15 protein-coding genes are annotated in these 15,552 nt (G+C 71.4%); 8 read left to right on the top strand and 7 right to left on the bottom strand.

What is annotated here, in order from left to right; all coding sequences use genetic code 11:
- The first annotated feature begins 40 nt into the window (after nucleotides 1-40).
- Nucleotides 41-964, top strand: a complete 924-nt coding sequence (locus J2X36_RS00750) for a TIGR01459 family HAD-type hydrolase (RefSeq protein WP_310344786.1) — start codon at nucleotides 41-43, stop codon at nucleotides 962-964.
- 5 nt (nucleotides 965-969) lie between these two features.
- Here the strand turns inward: J2X36_RS00750 and J2X36_RS00745 are convergent, their stop codons facing one another.
- The gene (locus J2X36_RS00745) at nucleotides 970-1,503 is read right to left on the bottom strand and encodes a protein phosphatase CheZ (protein WP_310344783.1); all 534 of its coding nucleotides are present in this window, start codon (nucleotides 1,501-1,503) and stop codon (nucleotides 970-972) included.
- Nucleotides 1,504-1,593: 90 nt separating this feature from the next.
- Entirely contained in the window at nucleotides 1,594-1,977 is a 384-nt protein-coding gene (locus tag J2X36_RS00740) for a response regulator (protein WP_109889715.1), read from the bottom strand.
- 261 nt (nucleotides 1,978-2,238) lie between these two features.
- On the opposite strand from J2X36_RS00740, the gene J2X36_RS00735 reads away from it, so the two are divergent.
- Nucleotides 2,239-3,234 carry a bifunctional riboflavin kinase/FAD synthetase gene (locus J2X36_RS00735; RefSeq protein WP_310344774.1) on the top strand — a complete coding sequence of 332 codons (996 nt, stop codon included), beginning with the start codon at nucleotides 2,239-2,241 and terminating at the stop codon, nucleotides 3,232-3,234.
- Nucleotides 3,235-3,316: 82 nt separating this feature from the next.
- Here J2X36_RS00735 and J2X36_RS00730 read toward each other — a convergent pair whose 3' ends face one another.
- The 3 genes from J2X36_RS00730 to J2X36_RS00720 all read right to left on the bottom strand — a co-directional run bounded on the left by J2X36_RS00730 (nucleotide 3,317) and on the right by J2X36_RS00720 (nucleotide 6,032).
- Nucleotides 3,317-4,090, bottom strand: coding sequence for an anti-sigma factor (locus tag J2X36_RS00730; protein WP_132251827.1), 774 nt, complete (start codon nucleotides 4,088-4,090; stop codon nucleotides 3,317-3,319).
- Between the two features lie 81 nt (nucleotides 4,091-4,171).
- Nucleotides 4,172-4,798 carry a sigma-70 family RNA polymerase sigma factor gene (locus J2X36_RS00725; RefSeq protein WP_132251830.1) on the bottom strand — a complete coding sequence of 209 codons (627 nt, stop codon included), beginning with the start codon at nucleotides 4,796-4,798 and terminating at the stop codon, nucleotides 4,172-4,174.
- Nucleotides 4,799-4,871: 73 nt separating this feature from the next.
- A complete protein-coding gene (locus J2X36_RS00720) occupies nucleotides 4,872-6,032 on the bottom strand; it encodes a patatin-like phospholipase family protein (RefSeq protein WP_310344770.1) in 1,161 nt (386 codons plus the stop codon).
- A 458-nt stretch (nucleotides 6,033-6,490) separates the two neighbouring features.
- Here J2X36_RS00720 and ispG point away from each other — a divergent pair, with 458 nt between their 5' ends.
- The 6 genes from ispG to J2X36_RS00690 all read left to right on the top strand — a co-directional run bounded on the left by ispG (nucleotide 6,491) and on the right by J2X36_RS00690 (nucleotide 14,200).
- Nucleotides 6,491-7,801 (top strand): flavodoxin-dependent (E)-4-hydroxy-3-methylbut-2-enyl-diphosphate synthase, encoded by a 1,311-nt coding sequence (gene ispG, locus J2X36_RS00715; RefSeq protein ID WP_132251834.1) that lies wholly within the window; start codon nucleotides 6,491-6,493, stop codon nucleotides 7,799-7,801.
- Between the two features lie 224 nt (nucleotides 7,802-8,025).
- Nucleotides 8,026-10,050 carry a potassium transporter Kup gene (locus J2X36_RS00710; protein ID WP_132251836.1) on the top strand — a complete coding sequence of 675 codons (2,025 nt, stop codon included), beginning with the start codon at nucleotides 8,026-8,028 and terminating at the stop codon, nucleotides 10,048-10,050.
- A gap of 266 nt (nucleotides 10,051-10,316) precedes the next feature.
- Nucleotides 10,317-10,802, top strand: coding sequence for a (2Fe-2S)-binding protein (locus J2X36_RS00705; protein WP_132251838.1), 486 nt, complete (start codon nucleotides 10,317-10,319; stop codon nucleotides 10,800-10,802).
- Entirely contained in the window at nucleotides 10,799-13,141 is a 2,343-nt protein-coding gene (locus tag J2X36_RS00700; RefSeq protein WP_132251841.1) for a xanthine dehydrogenase family protein molybdopterin-binding subunit, read from the top strand. The genes J2X36_RS00705 and J2X36_RS00700 overlap by 4 nt, the downstream gene beginning before the upstream one ends.
- Nucleotides 13,142-13,357: 216 nt before the next feature.
- On the top strand, nucleotides 13,358-13,750 hold the full coding sequence (locus J2X36_RS00695; RefSeq protein WP_310344763.1) for a hypothetical protein: 393 nt from the start codon (nucleotides 13,358-13,360) through the stop codon (nucleotides 13,748-13,750).
- 321 nt (nucleotides 13,751-14,071) lie between these two features.
- A complete protein-coding gene (locus J2X36_RS00690) occupies nucleotides 14,072-14,200 on the top strand; it encodes a hypothetical protein (RefSeq protein ID WP_310344761.1) in 129 nt (42 codons plus the stop codon).
- Between the two features lie 103 nt (nucleotides 14,201-14,303).
- On the opposite strand, the gene J2X36_RS00685 is transcribed toward J2X36_RS00690, so the two are convergent.
- A complete protein-coding gene (locus J2X36_RS00685; protein WP_109889730.1) occupies nucleotides 14,304-14,525 on the bottom strand; it encodes a hypothetical protein in 222 nt (73 codons plus the stop codon).
- 288 nt (nucleotides 14,526-14,813) lie between these two features.
- On the bottom strand, nucleotides 14,814-15,530 hold the full coding sequence (locus tag J2X36_RS00680) for an NAD-dependent deacylase (RefSeq protein WP_310344754.1): 717 nt from the start codon (nucleotides 15,528-15,530) through the stop codon (nucleotides 14,814-14,816).
- Nucleotides 15,531-15,552 lie beyond the last annotated feature (22 nt).

Raw genomic sequence — 15,552 nt, 5'->3', positions numbered from 1 at the left:
GCCTAACCGGGCCTGGACCAGAGCCATCCCGGGACGCTTCATGACAGCCTCATCCGCCGCGGCGGTTCCAGCCCAGGGCCGGGCCGCCGTCCCGGTCCTCGCCGGCATCGCGGACATCGCGCCGCGCTACGACCTCCTCCTGTGCGACGTCTGGGGCGTGCTGCACGACGGCACGGTCGGCCATCGCGCGGCGGGCGAGGCCCTGATCCGCTTCCGCCGCCTCGACCCCGAGGGCCGGCCGCGCCGGGTGATCCTCGTCTCGAACGCGCCGCGGCCCTGGCCGGGCGTGCAGCGGATCCTCGACGGCTACGGCGTGCCGCGGGAGGCCTACGACGCCATCCTCACCTCCGGCGACCTCACGCGGGACCTGATCGCGCGGCGCGCGGGGGCGGCCATCTACCATCTCGGGCCGGAGCGCGACGGGCCGATCTTCGAGGGGCTCGACCTCGATCTCGTCCCTGCCGAGGCGGCCGACCTCGTCGTCTGCACGGGCCTGTTCGACGACACGCGCGAGACGGCCGACGATTACCGCGCCGCACTCGCGGCCTTCCGCGCCCGCGCGGTGCCGATGATCTGCGCCAATCCCGATCTCGTGGTGGAGCGCGACAGGAAGCTCATCCCCTGCGCCGGGCTGATCGCCGCGGCCTACGCCGAGATCGGGGGCGAGGTCGTCTACGCGGGCAAGCCCTACCGGCCGGTCTACGAGGCGGCGCTGGAGAAGGCGGCGGCCCTCGACGCCGCCGGCCCGCCGGACAGGGCCCGGGTGCTGGCCATCGGCGACGCGCTCCGCACGGATATCGCGGGGGCCGCCGCGTTCGGCATCCCGAGCCTGCTCGTGGCCCGCGGCATCCATGCGGAGGAGCTCGGCGTGCTCGGCGAGCACGAACGGCTGGGCGATGCGGCCGACTGGCTCGCCCGCCAGAGCGTGCACCCCGACGCGCTGATCGAGCGGCTCGTCTGGTAGGCGCCTCAGGCGAACAGGGCGTCGATGTCGTCCTGGGAGGTGGCCGGCCCGCCGATCTGCGGCCCGTTGAGGAGGAGGCGCTCGGCCCGGCCCAGGCGATCGGCCTCGCTCGGATCGACGCCCGATTCGTCCCGCGCCTTCACGGCGTTCGCGAAGCGGGCGAGCCGCAATTCGAGCTGGCGCAGGGCCTCGACCACCTTCGAGATGCGCTGGCCGGTGATGTCCTGGAAGGCGCAGGCCTCGAAGATCTCGTAGATCTTCGCCTCGACGTTGACCCGGTAATCGGCGTCCTCGGGCAGGGACAGCATCTCCTCGGCGGAGGCCATGATCCGGTTGGTGGCGCCGGCCGTCGCCTCGAGCACGTTGCCGAGCTCCTCGTGCGCCATCGGGATGCGGTCGCGGGTGATCTCGTTGGCCCGCAGCGCCGCGATCTCCTGGCGCAGATGGCTGATATACTCCGCGATCTCCACGAGCTCGTGGATCACCGCCGGCGAGGGCCGCTCGGGAGCCGAATCCCGCGTCTTGCGTGCGAATAGCATCCGCGCTCACTCCACAGGGCGGCGCCGAACGGGCGCCGCCGGTACGCGTGCCGGCCCCTCCGCCCGGGGGGCCGTGATCGACAGGACGCCTCAGGCGCCGCAGACCGCCTCGATCTTGCTCTTGAGCGTGGCGGCGTTGAACGGCTTCACGATGTAGTTGTTCACGCCGGCCTTCTTGGCGGCGATCACGTTCTCGGTCTTCGACTCGGCGGTGACCATGATGAAGGGCGTGGTGCGCAGCGACTCGTCGGCGCGCACGTGGCGCAGCAGCTCGTAGCCCGTCATCGGCTCCATGTTCCAGTCGGAGATGACGAGGCCGTATTTGCGGCTCTTCAGCCGGGCCAGCGCCGCGGTCCCGTCGGAGGCGTCGTCCACCTCCTCGAAGCCGAGCTGCTTCAGGAGGTTGCGGATGATGCGAACCATCGTCTGGTAGTCGTCGACGACCAGGATCGGCATGCTGAGATCGAGGGCCATGGGGGTTCTTCGCTCCGTATTCCCGGGGGACGGTGCGGCGTCCCCTGCATATTGAGGGAAGCGCCCAGCGACGCGGCGCCTCGTAGTCGCGAAATTACCGGAGACCCGCTTGCGAAGCGGTTAACTGCGCGCGCATCCGTACGCGCCCCACCCGCGGGGCCCGTGCCCCTCGCTTGACCCCCCGTGCGGTTTTCGACAGGGTCCGCCCGGCCTCCTCCCCCAGAGCCCGGCCCACCCGCCCCGCAACGCCCCATGAATCCGATGTCGTCCGCCGACGAGACACCCGCGCGGCCCTTCACGGTCTGCCGCGAGGACGAGCCGCTGCCGCCGCAGCTGCGCGGCGCCGTGGCGGCGATCGGCAATTTCGACGGGGTGCATCGCGGCCACCGGAGCCTCGTGGAGGCCGTGCGCGCGGGCGCGCGCGCCGAGGGGCGCCCGGCCGTCGTCCTCACCTTCGAGCCGCATCCGCGGGCCTATTTCGCGCCGCACCTCCCCCTGTTCCGCCTGACCGACCCCGGCGCCAAGGAGATCGTGTTCCGGCGCCTCGGCCTCGACGGGCTCGTCGTGCGCCGCTTCGATGCGGGCCTTGCCGGCACGGGCGCCCGCGACTTCGTGCGGGGCCTGCTCGTGGAGGATCTCGGGCTCTCGGGCGTGGTGATCGGGCACGATTTCCATTTCGGCCGGGGGCGCGAGGGAACGCCGACGCTGCTCGCCGGGCTCTGCCGGGATTACGGCCTGTCCTGCCGCATCCTTCCCGCGGTCTCGCTGTTCGACGAGGCGGAGCCGGTCTCCTCCAGCGCCATCCGCGCGGCGCTCTCCGGCGGCGACATCGCCCGGGCGAACGCGCTCCTCGGCTACCGCTGGTTCGTGCGGGGCGAGGTCCGCCACGGCGACAAGCGCGGGCGGGTCCTCGGCTACCCCACCGCCAACATCGCGCTCGACGATTGCGGCCTCGCCCACGGCATCTACGCGGTGCGGGCGCGGCTGCCGGACGGGCGGGTCCGCGCGGGCGTGGCGAGCTACGGCCGCCGCCCCACCTTCGACGACGGGGCGCCGCTCCTCGAGGTCAATCTGTTCGATTTCGCGGGCGACCTCTACGGCCAGGCGCTCGAGGTCGAGTTCCTCGCCTTCATCCGCGGCGAGGAGCGCTTCGCGAGCGCCGAGGCGCTGGTCGCCCGCATGGATGTCGACGCGGCCGAGGCCCGCGCCCTCGTCGCGACGGACCGGACGCCCTCGATGATCGAGGGCGGGCGGTAGGTCCGCCGCTCACCTCTCCCACCCGGGAGGCCGCCCTCGGCGGGCCGACCCGGACGGGTCTCGGAGAGGCCGATCTGCCAGCTCAGAGCTTCTCCCGGCCCATCTCGCCCGCGAGGTCGGCGGCCGCCTGCCGCAGGTCGGTCGCGTCGCGGGTGCCGCTGAGGGCGTAGGTGGAGCCGCCCGCCGTCCAGTAGGCGGTGGTGCCGTCGCTGGAGCGGACGACCTCCTTCTCGCGGGCGCCCGACTTGCGGTGCGTGGCGAACAGGGAGACCTCTCCGAGGGCGCCCGCGTCGATCGCGACCTCGACGCCCGCGCCGCGATGGGCGGGGAAGACCTGCACGTCCCGCACCGTCCATCCGGCGGGCAGGTCCGGCAGGCGGATGCCCGTCGCCGCCTCGATGTCGGCCCGGTCGTAGGCCGGCGTCGGCCGCTGCGAGGCCATGCGGGCGCGCAGCTGCGCCGTCTGGCGGGCCTGCGCCGCGTCCTCCACGAAGGTCGGATCGATCGGGGAGGCGAAGGTATCGGGCACGCCGAACCCGCCGACCTCGGCATGGGCGAGCCAGCCGGCCCCGACCAGGATGGCGATGGCCGCCGCGCGCCGCAGGCGGGCGCCGACGGAGCGCCAGCGGAGCGAGCGGTCGAGCCTGCGGGCGGCAGCCCGGTTACGCTCGGGGCCGGGACCGGGCAGCCGGGCGAAGGCGGCGCGCAGGGCGTCGCTGTCGTGCATCTCGGCCATCACGCGGGCCGCCACCTCGGGGTGGCGCGCGAGATGGGCCTCGACCTCCAGGCGCCTCATGACGTCGAGCTCGCCGTCCACGAAGGCGATGAGATCGGAATCGGTAATCGGGTCGACCATGGCGGCAGGTCCTCATGCCCTGTCCGGGCGCATCTTGAACGATCGCGAGACCGGCCGATGCGGCGGCCGGTGCGGGTGGCCTCAGGTTTCCCCGACGGCCCGGCTCTCGTAGCCGAGGGGCGGGGCTCCCCGGATCTCCGGCTGGCCGCTCGACGGCACGAGGCGCAGATGCGGCCGCTCCGAGCCTCCCCCTTCGCGCTCGGGCGGCTTGCGGGCGGGCCGGCCCTCCTCGAAGGCCCGCAGCGCCGCGCGTCCGCGGCCGAGCCGCGACATCAGGGTCCCGATGGGAATGCCGAGCACGGCCGCGGCATCGGCGTAGGCCATGCCCTCGATCGTCACGAGATGCAGGGCCGCGCGCTGCTCCTCGGGCAGGGTCAGGAAGGCCTCGCGGATCTGGGCGAGGCGCACCTGCCCTTCCTGGGCGGGCAGCGCCACCTCGTCGCTCATCTGCACCAGCACGTCGGCGTGGCGCGCCTCGACGCGCTTGCGACGCTGGTCGTCGATGAAGACGTTGTGCAGCACCGTCATCATCCAGGTGCGCAGGTTGGTGCTCGGCCGCAGGGTCGCCTGAGCCTCCAGGGCGCGCACGAGGGTGTCGTGCACGAGATCGTCGGCCCTCAGCGTGTCGCGGGTGAGCGAGCGCGCGTAGCGCCTCAGGGGCACCAGCAACTCGACGATATCGGGACGCTTCGACTTGTCGGATGTCATACCGGTTCAGACGGGTGCCGAGGCACCTTTAATCCCCGCCCGCGCCCGTCGCGGACGGGGTTTGTGCTTGAGACTACTGGTAGGCGGCGTGGAGATCGAGGGTGCATTCGTGGCCGACCCGCTCGAAATGCTCCGCGAGCCACGCCTGCGCGGCCGCGCGACCCCGGTCGCGCAGGCGCTCGAACACCCGCCAGCGCGCGTCGAGGCGCGAGGAGGCCGGGTAATCCTCGAGGGCGTCGGTGCCGTCGATCCGGTGGACCCGCACCCGCTCGTAGGCGCCCTGGCCGAGGACGCCCTCGTCGATCAGGTTGTCCACGAAGTCGATCGCGCGCAGCTCCCGCATCAGGTTGGCGTTGAACGTGATCTCGTTCAGCCGGTCCTGGATCTCGGCCTCGGTGCGGGGCGTCTCGCGCCGCTCGACGGGGTTGATCTGGACGAGGAGGATGTCCCGCGTGCGCGCCCCGCGATGCAGGGGATAGAGGGGTGGGTTCCCGAGATAGCCCCCGTCCCAGTAGGGCACGCCGTCGATCTCGACCGCCTGGAACACGGTGGGCAGGCAGGCCGAGGCCATCAGGTGGTCGACCGTGAGCCGCTCGCGCTCGAACACGGCGAGCTTGCCGGTCCAGACATTGGTGGCCGAGACGTAGACGCCCGCCGTCTCGGCCTCCCGCAGCCGCTCGAAATCGACCTGCTTGGCCAGAGCCTTGCGCAGTGGGTTCACGTTGAGGGGGTTGGCGACGTAGGGGCTCGGCATCAGCGCCTTCGTCCAGAACTCGGCGACCGGGTTGCCCTGCCACAGGCCGAGCAGCCCGCTGACGACGCGGCGCTGGGCCGGCCAGAGGTCGCCGTCGAGGCTGACCTCCCGCCAGAACCGCTCCAGCGCCTCGCGCGCCCCCTCGGGGCCGCCCGAGAGCCAGCCGTCGATCATCACGACCGCGTTCATGGCGCCCGCGCTCGCCCCCGTGACCGCCTCGAAGCCGAGGCGGCCATCCTCGATCAGCGCATCGAGCACGCCCCAGGTGAAGGCGCCGTGCGCGCCGCCGCCCTGAAGGGCGAGGGCGACGGTCTTCTCCGCCCGCGCACCGGCCAGGACGTGCATCGGCGGGCGCGCCTCGGACCGCGCCTCGATCCCGTCCTCGGACTGCACGGGCTCGGGCACGGCGGTGGCCGGGTTGTGCGGCTCCGGCCCGTGCGGGTTCGCCGCGGGCGGGGCTGGTCTCTCGGTGCGGCTCATGGGATCCGTCATGCCTCTCAACATGGTATGTTGCGCTGCAACAGCAACGGCCAGGCCAAACGGCCGGCCGACGCCTCCGTTCCGCGAATCGGCGCACGGGGCCGGGGCAGCCGATGAGGCGAAAGGGCCGCAAGCCCGGCCGCCCGCAGGGGCGGGGCGCCGGAATCGGGGAGAACGGCCCTCCGCCTCGACATTCGCGCCCGGATGCGACATGACACGCGCGATGCTGCCATGCGCGGCCTCGGCTTGACGCTGCGGGCCGGCAATCTCAGCTAAACCAACGCGCGCGTATCCTGCGCATCTCTTGAGTTGATCCTGGCGGCGCGCCGGCTCCGAACGAGCGGGCCCGGGCCGCCGGGGGCGGCGAAACCCGGAGACGGGCGGGGCGGGAGCCCTGCGGCCCGGGCCACGCGCGCCCCGAAGGATCGCAGACGAGATCCTGCAGACAAGGTCCATCGATGGAACTCACCACAGCCGCAGCCGCTCCCGAGACCCTCGGCGGAACCGGCCCCGAGATCGCAGGGCCGGCCCCCCGGCACCGCACGGTCGGCGTGCGCGTCGGCACGGGGGAGGGCGCGGTCACCGTCGGCGGCGGCGCTCCCGTCGTCGTCCAGTCCATGACGAACACCGACACGGCCGACATCGACGGCACCGTGGCGCAGGTCGCCCAGCTCGCCCGGGTCGGCTCGGAACTCGTCCGCATCACCGTCGACCGCGACGAGGCGGCCGCCGCCGTTCCGAAGATCCGCGAGCGCCTCGACCGCATCGGCGTGCACGTGCCCCTCGTCGGCGACTTCCACTACATCGGCCACAAGCTCCTCTCCGACCACCCGGCCTGCGCCGAGGCGCTCGCCAAGTACCGGATCAACCCGGGCAATGTCGGCTTCAAGGAGAAGAAGGACACGCAGTTCTCGACGATCATCGAGCAGGCGATCCGGTACGGGAAGACCGTGCGCATCGGCGCCAACTGGGGCTCGCTCGACGGCGAGCTCCTCACGCACCTGATGGACGAGAACGCGAAATCCCCGAGGCCCATCGACGCCCGCGCCGTGATGCGCGAGGCGATGGTGCAATCGGCCCTCTCCTCGGCCAAGCGCGCCGAGGATCTCGGCCTGCCGAAGGACCGCATCATCCTCTCGGCCAAGGTCTCGGCCGTGCAGGATCTGATCGCGGTCTACCGCGAGGTCGCCCGCCGCTCGGACTACGCGATCCACCTCGGCCTGACCGAGGCCGGCATGGGCTCGAAGGGCATCGTCGCGGCCTCGGCCGCCATCGGCGTGCTGCTCCAGGAGGGCATCGGCGACACGATCCGCTACTCGCTCACCCCCGAGCCCGGCGGCGACCGCACGCTGGAGGTCAAGACGAGCCAGGAACTCCTGCAGACGATGGGCTTCCGCACCTTCGTGCCCCTGGTCGCCGCCTGCCCGGGCTGCGGGCGCACCACCTCGACGACCTTCCAGGAGCTGGCCCGCGACATCCAGAACTGGATCACCACCTCGATGCCGGAATGGAAGAAGACCTATCCGGGCGTGGAAGGGCTGAACGTCGCGGTGATGGGCTGCATCGTGAACGGCCCGGGCGAGTCGAAGCATGCCGATATCGGCATCTCGCTGCCCGGCACGGGCGAGACCCCGAGCGCGCCGGTCTTCATCGACGGCAAGAAGGCGATGACGCTGCGCGGCGCCACCCTCGCCAAGGACTTCGAGACCATCGTCATCGACTACATCGAGCGCCGCTTCGGCCAGGGCGCCCGCAGCGCCGCCGAGTGAGGCTCGCCCGCTGATCCCGAGGCCGGGCCGATGGCCCGGCCGGGGCTTGCCGAAAGGTCGCTGTTTCCGCCGCTCCGGCCGCGTGCTAAGCGTGCCGGCACGATCCCCTTGAGCGGCCCGGCGAGCGCCGGGCGCGCGTGCCCCGGACGGCATCGCGTCCCCATGGCGTCCTCGATGCGCCGCGTCGCGAGCCTTCGGGCGGCCCTCACCCTAGATCGCCCTTCATGACGCACTCCGCCACACCGAGCGTCCCCGCCGCTCAAGCCGCCGCGGGCGCTTCCGGTACGGCCTCCGCCGCGGGCGCTTCCGGCACGGCCTCCGGAGCTCCCGCGCCCGGCGAGGGCGGAGGCACCCCGCCGACCTCGGCGGGGGTCCTGGACGGGCCCGAGGAGGGGCACGCCCCTGCGAGCTTCTGGACCCTCGTCGTCGGCTCGGTCGGCGTCGTCTACGGCGACATCGGCACGAGCCCGCTCTACGCCTTCCGCGAGGCGCTGGCGCCGGCGCGCGCCGACAACATCCTGCTCGCCGAGGAGGTGCTCGGCACCGCCTCGCTGATCCTGTGGGCGCTGCTGCTCATCGTCACCATCAAGTACGTCGCCATCCTCCTCCGGATGGACAACAACGGCGAGGGCGGCATCCTCTCGCTGATGGCGCTCGCCCGGAAGTCGCTCGGCGGCTCGCGCCTCGTCTTCACCCTCGGGCTCCTCGGCGCCTCGCTGTTCTACGGCGATGCCGTGATCACGCCCGCCATCTCCGTGCTCTCGGCGGTGGAGGGCTTGAAGCTCGTCACCCCCGCCTTCGAGAACTCGGTGCTGCCGATCACGGTCGGCATCATCGTTGCCCTCTTCCTCGTGCAGAGCCGGGGCACCAGCAAGGTCGCGGCCTTCTTCGGGCCGATCATGGTCGTGTGGTTCCTGGCCCTGGCGCTCGCGGCCCTGCCGCACATCCTGGCCAATCCCGGCGTGTTCTGGGCCTTCCACCCCTGGTACGCGGTGCATTACCTGCTTGGCCACGGCTCGGGCGCGCTGGTGGCGCTCGGCGCCGTCTTCCTCGCGGTGACGGGCGCGGAGGCGCTCTTCGCCGATCTCGGCCATTTCGGGCGCCGCCCGATCCAGGTGGCGTGGCTCGGCCTCGTCGCGCCCTGCCTCGTCCTCAACTACCTCGGACAGACCGCGCTGGTGCTCGCCAAGCCCGACACGACGGACCCGTTCTACCAGCTCGTGCCCGAATGGGGCCTGATCCCGATGGTGGTTCTGGCGACGCTCGCCACCGTCACGGCGAGCCAGGCGGTGATCACGGGCGCCTTCTCGCTCTCGCGGCAGGCGATCCAGCTCGGCCTGCTGCCGCGGCTCGAGATCCGCCATACCTCCGAATCCCATTCGGGCCAGATCTACCTGCCGCAGATCAATCTGCTCCTGATGATCGGCGTCGTGGTGCTGGCGGTGCTGTTCCGCTCCTCCTCGGCGCTGGCCTCGGCCTACGGCATCGCCGTGACGGGCACGATGCTGCTCACCGCCTCACTCTCCTTCATCGTGCTCTGGCGCTACTGGCGCTGGTCGCCGATCGCGGCCGCGGCGGCGATCATGCCCTTCATCGTGGTCGAGTTCCTGTTCATGCTCTCGAACCTCCTGAAGGTGTTCGAGGGGGGCTACGTGCCGCTGCTCGTGGCGGGCTGCCTCATCGTGCTGATGTGGACCTGGGTGCGGGGCGTCACCATCCTGTTCAACAAGACCCGCAAGACCGACGTGCCGCTGGTCGAGCTCGTCGGGATGCTGGAGAAGAGCCCGCCCCACCACGTGCGGGGCACGGCGGTGTTCCTCACGAGCGACCCCGAGATCGCGCCCGCGGCCCTCCTGCACAACCTCAAGCACAACAAGGTCCTGCACGAGAAGAACGTCATCCTGACGGTCGAGACGGTCGACACCCCCCGCTCGAACCAAGCGGACAAGGTGCGCATCGAGCCGATCGGGCCGCATTTCTCGAAGGTCGTGATGAAGTTCGGCTACATGGAGCAGCCGAACATCCCCAAGACCCTGACGCTCCTGCGCAAGCAGGGCTTCAAGTTCGACATCATGGCGACGTCGTTCTTCCTGTCCCGCCGCTCGATCCGGCCGGCGGCGCATTCCGGCATGCCGCTCTGGCAGGACCGGATCTTCATCACGCTCGCCAAGAACGCCAACGACGCGACGGACTTCTTCCAGATCCCGACCGGACGCGTCGTCGAGGTAGGCACCCAGGTCACAGTCTGAACCGGGCCGCGCCCTGTGCGAAAGGGCACATACCATGCGCTCCGCGCAGGGTTCGCGGGCCGGGAGGCGATGCACCCGTGTTGCCGCGCGGCGGACAGCTGGCTTAGATTGAATTCATTCTGAAGACGGCGCGGACCGGGGGCGGTCGCGATTTCGGTCTCCCGTTCGGGAGGCCAGATCGCGGGCACCCTGGCACCGCTTGCGCTGCCTGGGGCACCCGCTGTGCCCCGGGGCCGGCCCCCGTGCCTCACGACAGGACGATGCTGATGATCAAATTCACCGTGAACGGGGCTGAGCGCAGCTTCGACGGCGATCCCGACATGCCCCTGCTCTGGTACCTGCGGGACGAGCTGGGCCTCACCGGCACCAAGTTCGGCTGCGGTCAGGCCCTCTGCGGCGCCTGCACCGTCCATCTCGGCGGCACGGCCGTGCGCGGCTGCGTGACCCCCGTCTCGGCGGCCGAGGGCCAGACGGTCACGACGATCGAGGGGCTCTCGCCGGACGGCAACCACCCGGTCCAGGCCGCGTGGCGCGACCTCAACGTCTCCCAGTGCGGCTATTGCCAGCCCGGGCAGATCATGCAGGCGGCCTCCCTCCTCAAGGACACGCCGAAGCCGACCGACGCCCAGATCGACGAGGCGATGAGCGGCAATCTGTGCCGCTGCGGCACCTACCCGCGCATCCGCGCCGCCATCCACCAGGCCGCCGGCCAGCCCAAATCCGCCCCCGGAACCAAGGGAGAGCGCCTGTGATCCACGACGCCAAGCTGATGGCCGAACTCGCGGCCGAGACCCCGAAGGCCGCCGTGCCGGCCGTGCTCGCCAATGTCAGCCGCCGGGCGGTGCTGGGCGGCCTGGGCGCCTTCGCGCTCGCCCTCTCGCTGCGTGACCGCGCGCAGGCCGAGGAGAAGAAGGACGAGCCCAAGAAGTTCGGCGCCGACGGCATGCCGAACGGCTGGAAGGACGATCCGAAGGTCTTCGTCGCCATCGCGCCCGACGGCACGGTGACCGTGACGAACCACCGCTCGGAGATGGGCCAGGGCGTGCGCACCTCGATCGCCCTCGTGGTGGCCGACGAGCTCGAGGCCGACTGGTCGAAGGTCAAGGTCGTCCAGGCCTGGGGCGAGGAGACCCGCTTCGGCAACCAGGATACCGACGGCTCGCGGAGCCTGCGCCACTTCTTCCAGCATTTCCGCCATGTCGGCGCCGCCGCCCGCCTGATGCTGCGCGAGGCTGCCGCCAAGCAATGGGGCGTGCCGGTCTCCGAGGTGAGCGCCGAGAACCACGTCGTCGTCCACGCCAAGTCGAAGCGCCAGATGGGCTACGGCGAGGCCGCGGCGGCCGCCGCCGCGCTTCCCGTCCCCGCCCGCGAGAGCGTGGCGCTGAAGGACCCGAAGGCCTTCCGCTACATCGGCAAGGGCGAGATCGGCCTCATCGACAACCGCGACATCACGACCGGCAAGGCGATCTACGGCCTCGACACCCGCCTCGACGGGATGCTCTACGCCCTCGTCGCCCGGCCGCCCGTCTACGGCGGCAAGGTCGCGAGCCTCGACGATTCGGAGGCCAAGAAGGTCCCCGGCGTCGTGAAGATCTTCCAGATCGAAGGGGCGCCCATCCCCTCCGAGTTCATGCCGCTCGGCGGCGTCGCGGTGGTGGCCAAGAACACCTGGGCGGCGTTGAAGGCGCGCGACGCCCTCAAGATCACCTGGGACGACGGCCCGAACGCGGGCTACGACACGGACGCGTTCCGGGGCGAGCTGGAGAAGGCGGCCCGCGCGCCCGGCAAGGTCGTGCGCAACCAGGGCGACGTGGACGGCGCCATGGCCAAGGCCAAGAAGCGGATCACGGCCGAGTACTTCGTGCCCCACCTCGTCCAGGCGCCGATGGAGCCCCCGGCCGCGGTGGCCTTCGTGAAGGACGGGGCCTGCGAGGCCTGGGCCTGCACGCAGGGGCCGCAGGCCGCCCATGACCGCCTCGTCAAGGCGCTCAAGCTCCCGGCCGACAAGGTCAAGGTGAACGTGACGCTGCTCGGCGGCGGCTTCGGCCGCAAGTCGAAGCCCGACTACGTGGTCGAGGCCGCGCTCTGCTCGCAGGCCGTCGGCGGCGTGCCGGTCAAGCTGACCTGGACCCGCGAGGACGACATCCACCACGGCTACTACCACACGATCTCGGTGGAGCACGTGGAGGCCGGCCTCGACGAGAAGGGCATGCCGGTGGCTTGGCTCCACCGCTCGACGGCGCCGACGATCGGCTCGATCTTCGCGCCGGACCCGAAGCACGAGCTCCCCTTCGAGCTCGGCATGGGCCTCGTCAACACGCCCTTCAACCTGCCCAACATCCGGCTGGAGAACCCGGAGGCCCCCGCGCATGTGCGCATCGGCTGGTTCCGCTCGGTCTCGAACATCCCGCACGCCTTCGCGATCCAGTCCTTCGTGGCCGAACTCGCGCACGAGGCGGGGCGCGACCCGAAGGAGTACCTGCTCGAGCTGATCGGACCCGACCGGAAGATCGACCCGACCGACATCGGCGACGTCTGGAACTACGGCGAGGATCCGAAGCGCTACCCGATCGAGACGGGGCGCTTGCGGCGCGCCATCGAGGCGGCGGCGGGCGGCATCGGCTGGGGCCGGAAGATGGAGAAGGGCCGCGGCCTCGGCATCGCGGGCCATTACAGCTTCGTCACCTACACCGCGGTCGCGGCCGAGGTGGAGGTGAGCGACAAGGGTCAGGTCTCGGTCAAGCGCGTCCACATCGCGGTCGATTGCGGGCCGCAGGTGAACCCGGAGCGGGTGCGCTCGCAGATGGAGGGCGCGGTGGTGATGGGGATGGGCCTCGCGCTCACCTCCGAAATCACCTTCAAGCAGGGCCGTGCGCAGCAGAACAACTTCGACGGCTACGAGATCGTCCGGATCGACGCCGCTCCGGAGGTTCACGTCCACCTGCTGCCGAACCCGGATTACCGAGCGCCGCTCGGCGGCGTCGGCGAGCCGGGCGTCCCGCCCGTCGCGCCGGCCATCGCCAACGCGGTCTTCGCGGCCACGGGCCGGCGCATCCGCGAGCTGCCGATCCGCGACAAGCTCAGCGCCTGAGCGCTCCGCAGGTCTCCGGGGTGACGCCCGGGACCTGCGGGCCTTCCGTCCGCGCACCCGCGTCGTTCCGAGGGGACGACGCGGAGGCTCGGTGCCTCCCGCAGGGATCGGGAGCCGCGCCTGAAGCGTTCCTCCCGCGACCGGCACCCGCGGCAAGCCTCGCGCTGTAAGCCTCGGCCTGCACGGATGCCGCCAGCAATCGAGGATCTTCCGCCCATGATGCGTCTCGTCCGGCCGTTCGCCGCCTGCCTCTCCGTCGCCGTGGCGACGCTGCCCGGAGCGGCCTACGCCTCGCCCTGCGCGGACCAGATCGCGGCCCTCGACAAGCGCGTGAAGGACGAGGCCCGCGACGCCATCTCCGCCTCGACGAGCGGAAAGTCCGTCGCCGCCGCCCGCGAGGGCCAGGGCGCCGAACCCGGCCGGGCCGGCCAGCCCGCCGTGGCCGAGGCCCCGCCCGAGAAATCGGCCGAGGCCGGGAAGGGCGGCGACACGGCGCAGCAGGCCAAGGTCGCCCTCGACGAGGCCCGGACCGCCGACAAGAAGGGGGATGCCAAGGGCTGCGAGGCGGCCCTCGCCCGGGCCAAGCAGCAGCTTTCGCAGAGCCCCTGACCGGGACCAGCCCGCGGCCCCGGTGGGGCGGAGCGCCCGTGCCGGACGCCCCGCCCGCTGCTCCGTGGGTTTCCCCTAGACCCGGGCCGCCGAACTGCCGCCGGCGCTTCCCGCGTTCCCGATCCGGCGGGAACGGCCCGGCCTACGCACGCGGCGCGCGAAAGGTTTCAGGCCGCTCCGAGCGGCGCTCCGCCCCTCATCGTTGCGCCCGCAACGCAATCTTTCGGCGGCGCGACGCAACAGGCGTGAAAGACGGCCCTGCTAGACCCTGCCCCAACGAGAGCCGGCCGCGACGCGGGCTCCACCACGAGGGGACAGACCATGCGCGATCTCATCAAGCTCTTCGCCGCCGGCACCATCCTGACGGCCTACGCGCTCGTCGTGCCGAGCCTCGCCGATGCGGGGCTCGCGCCGCACCCTGCGGCGGCCCGGATCGTCCAGGTGTTCTGAACCCGGTCCGAATGCGCGTTGAAATTGCGATGTGGGGTGAGGCCGAGAAATCCGGACCGGCCCGTCCGAGATAGGGGCGGATCACTCCGCCCCGAAGTCGCGCTCAGGCGCTGGCGCGCAATGCGTGCTTGTTGCCGTTCAGGCCCGCACACAGATCATCGACTTCGGTCAAATCCAGAGCGTCGCCATTCTCACTCGCGATGGCATCGATGAGATGATCCTGCCGCGGATCGAAAGGATGACCCTGCATCCTATAGAATTGATAATAGCGTAGAGCCGCAAGAACGGTATCACGTTCGCGGGCAGTTACAGTTATGTTCTGCATGGGTCTATTATTCCCCTAAGGCTGCAACGAACGCTTGGACGAGGCCGCGCGACGACTCAACCAAGCTTGACTGTTGTAACCCTTCGGCAACCCGGGCGTCCATATCTTGACGCGCGCGCCCCTGGTGATTCGGGAGGCTCTCCCGTCGCGGCCGGACCCGCAGCGATCCGGTAAGTCGTTGGGCCGCGTTGCGTCCTGCAGTTGCAGGCGCGTCTCCGTACTGAGGGAGCGCAGGACCGGGCCGGATCGTAGCCCGGCAAACAGCCCCTGCCGAGCCCCCGACGCGCCTCAGCCGAGCCCGTATCCGGCGAAGAAGGCGGGCACGACCTCGCTCGCCGGGCCGTAGCGCGTCTCGTCGAACAGGCCCGCGTTGTCGGAGGGCTCCAGGTTCAGTTCGCAGGTGCGGATGCCGAGCGTGCGCGCCTGCGCGGCGTAGCCCGCGGCCGGGTAGACGGAGCCGGAGGTGCCGATCGAGACAAAGAGATCGGCGCGCGTGAGGGCGGCGTCGATCGCCTCCAGGTGCATCGGCATCTCGCCGAACCAGACGATGTCGGGCCGCAGGGTGCCGGTGCGCGCGCAATGGGGGCAGGGCTGCGCGCGCAGGATGTCGTCGCGGCGGCCGAAAGCGTGGCCGCAACCCGTGCAGCGCGCCTTCAGAAGCTCGCCATGCATGTGCACGACCGCGCCCGCGCCGCCGCGCTCGTGCAGGTCGTCCACGTTCTGCGTGCAGAGAAACAGATGTCCGCCCGCCTCCGCCGCGCGCGCCTGGGCCCGGGCGAGGGCCCGGTGGGCCGGGTTCGGCTCGGCCGCCAGCGCGTTGCGGCGGCGCCAATTGTAGAAGTCGAGCACCGTGTCGGGATCGGCCGCGAAGGCTTCGGGAGTGGCCAGCCGCATCGGATCGAAGCGCGCCCAGAGGCCGCCCCGGTCCCGAAAGGTGCCGAGCCCGCTCTCCGCCGAGATGCCGGCGCCGGTGAGGACGAAGATCCGCGGGACGGGGGAGGCCATGCCCGCGACTGTACGCGGCCCC

It is taken from the genome of Methylobacterium sp. BE186 (genome assembly GCF_031457035.1).
In the GTDB taxonomy this organism is placed as follows: Bacteria; Pseudomonadota; Alphaproteobacteria; order Rhizobiales; family Beijerinckiaceae; genus Methylobacterium; species Methylobacterium segetis.
This window is presented reverse-complemented; position numbering and strand designations above follow the sequence as displayed.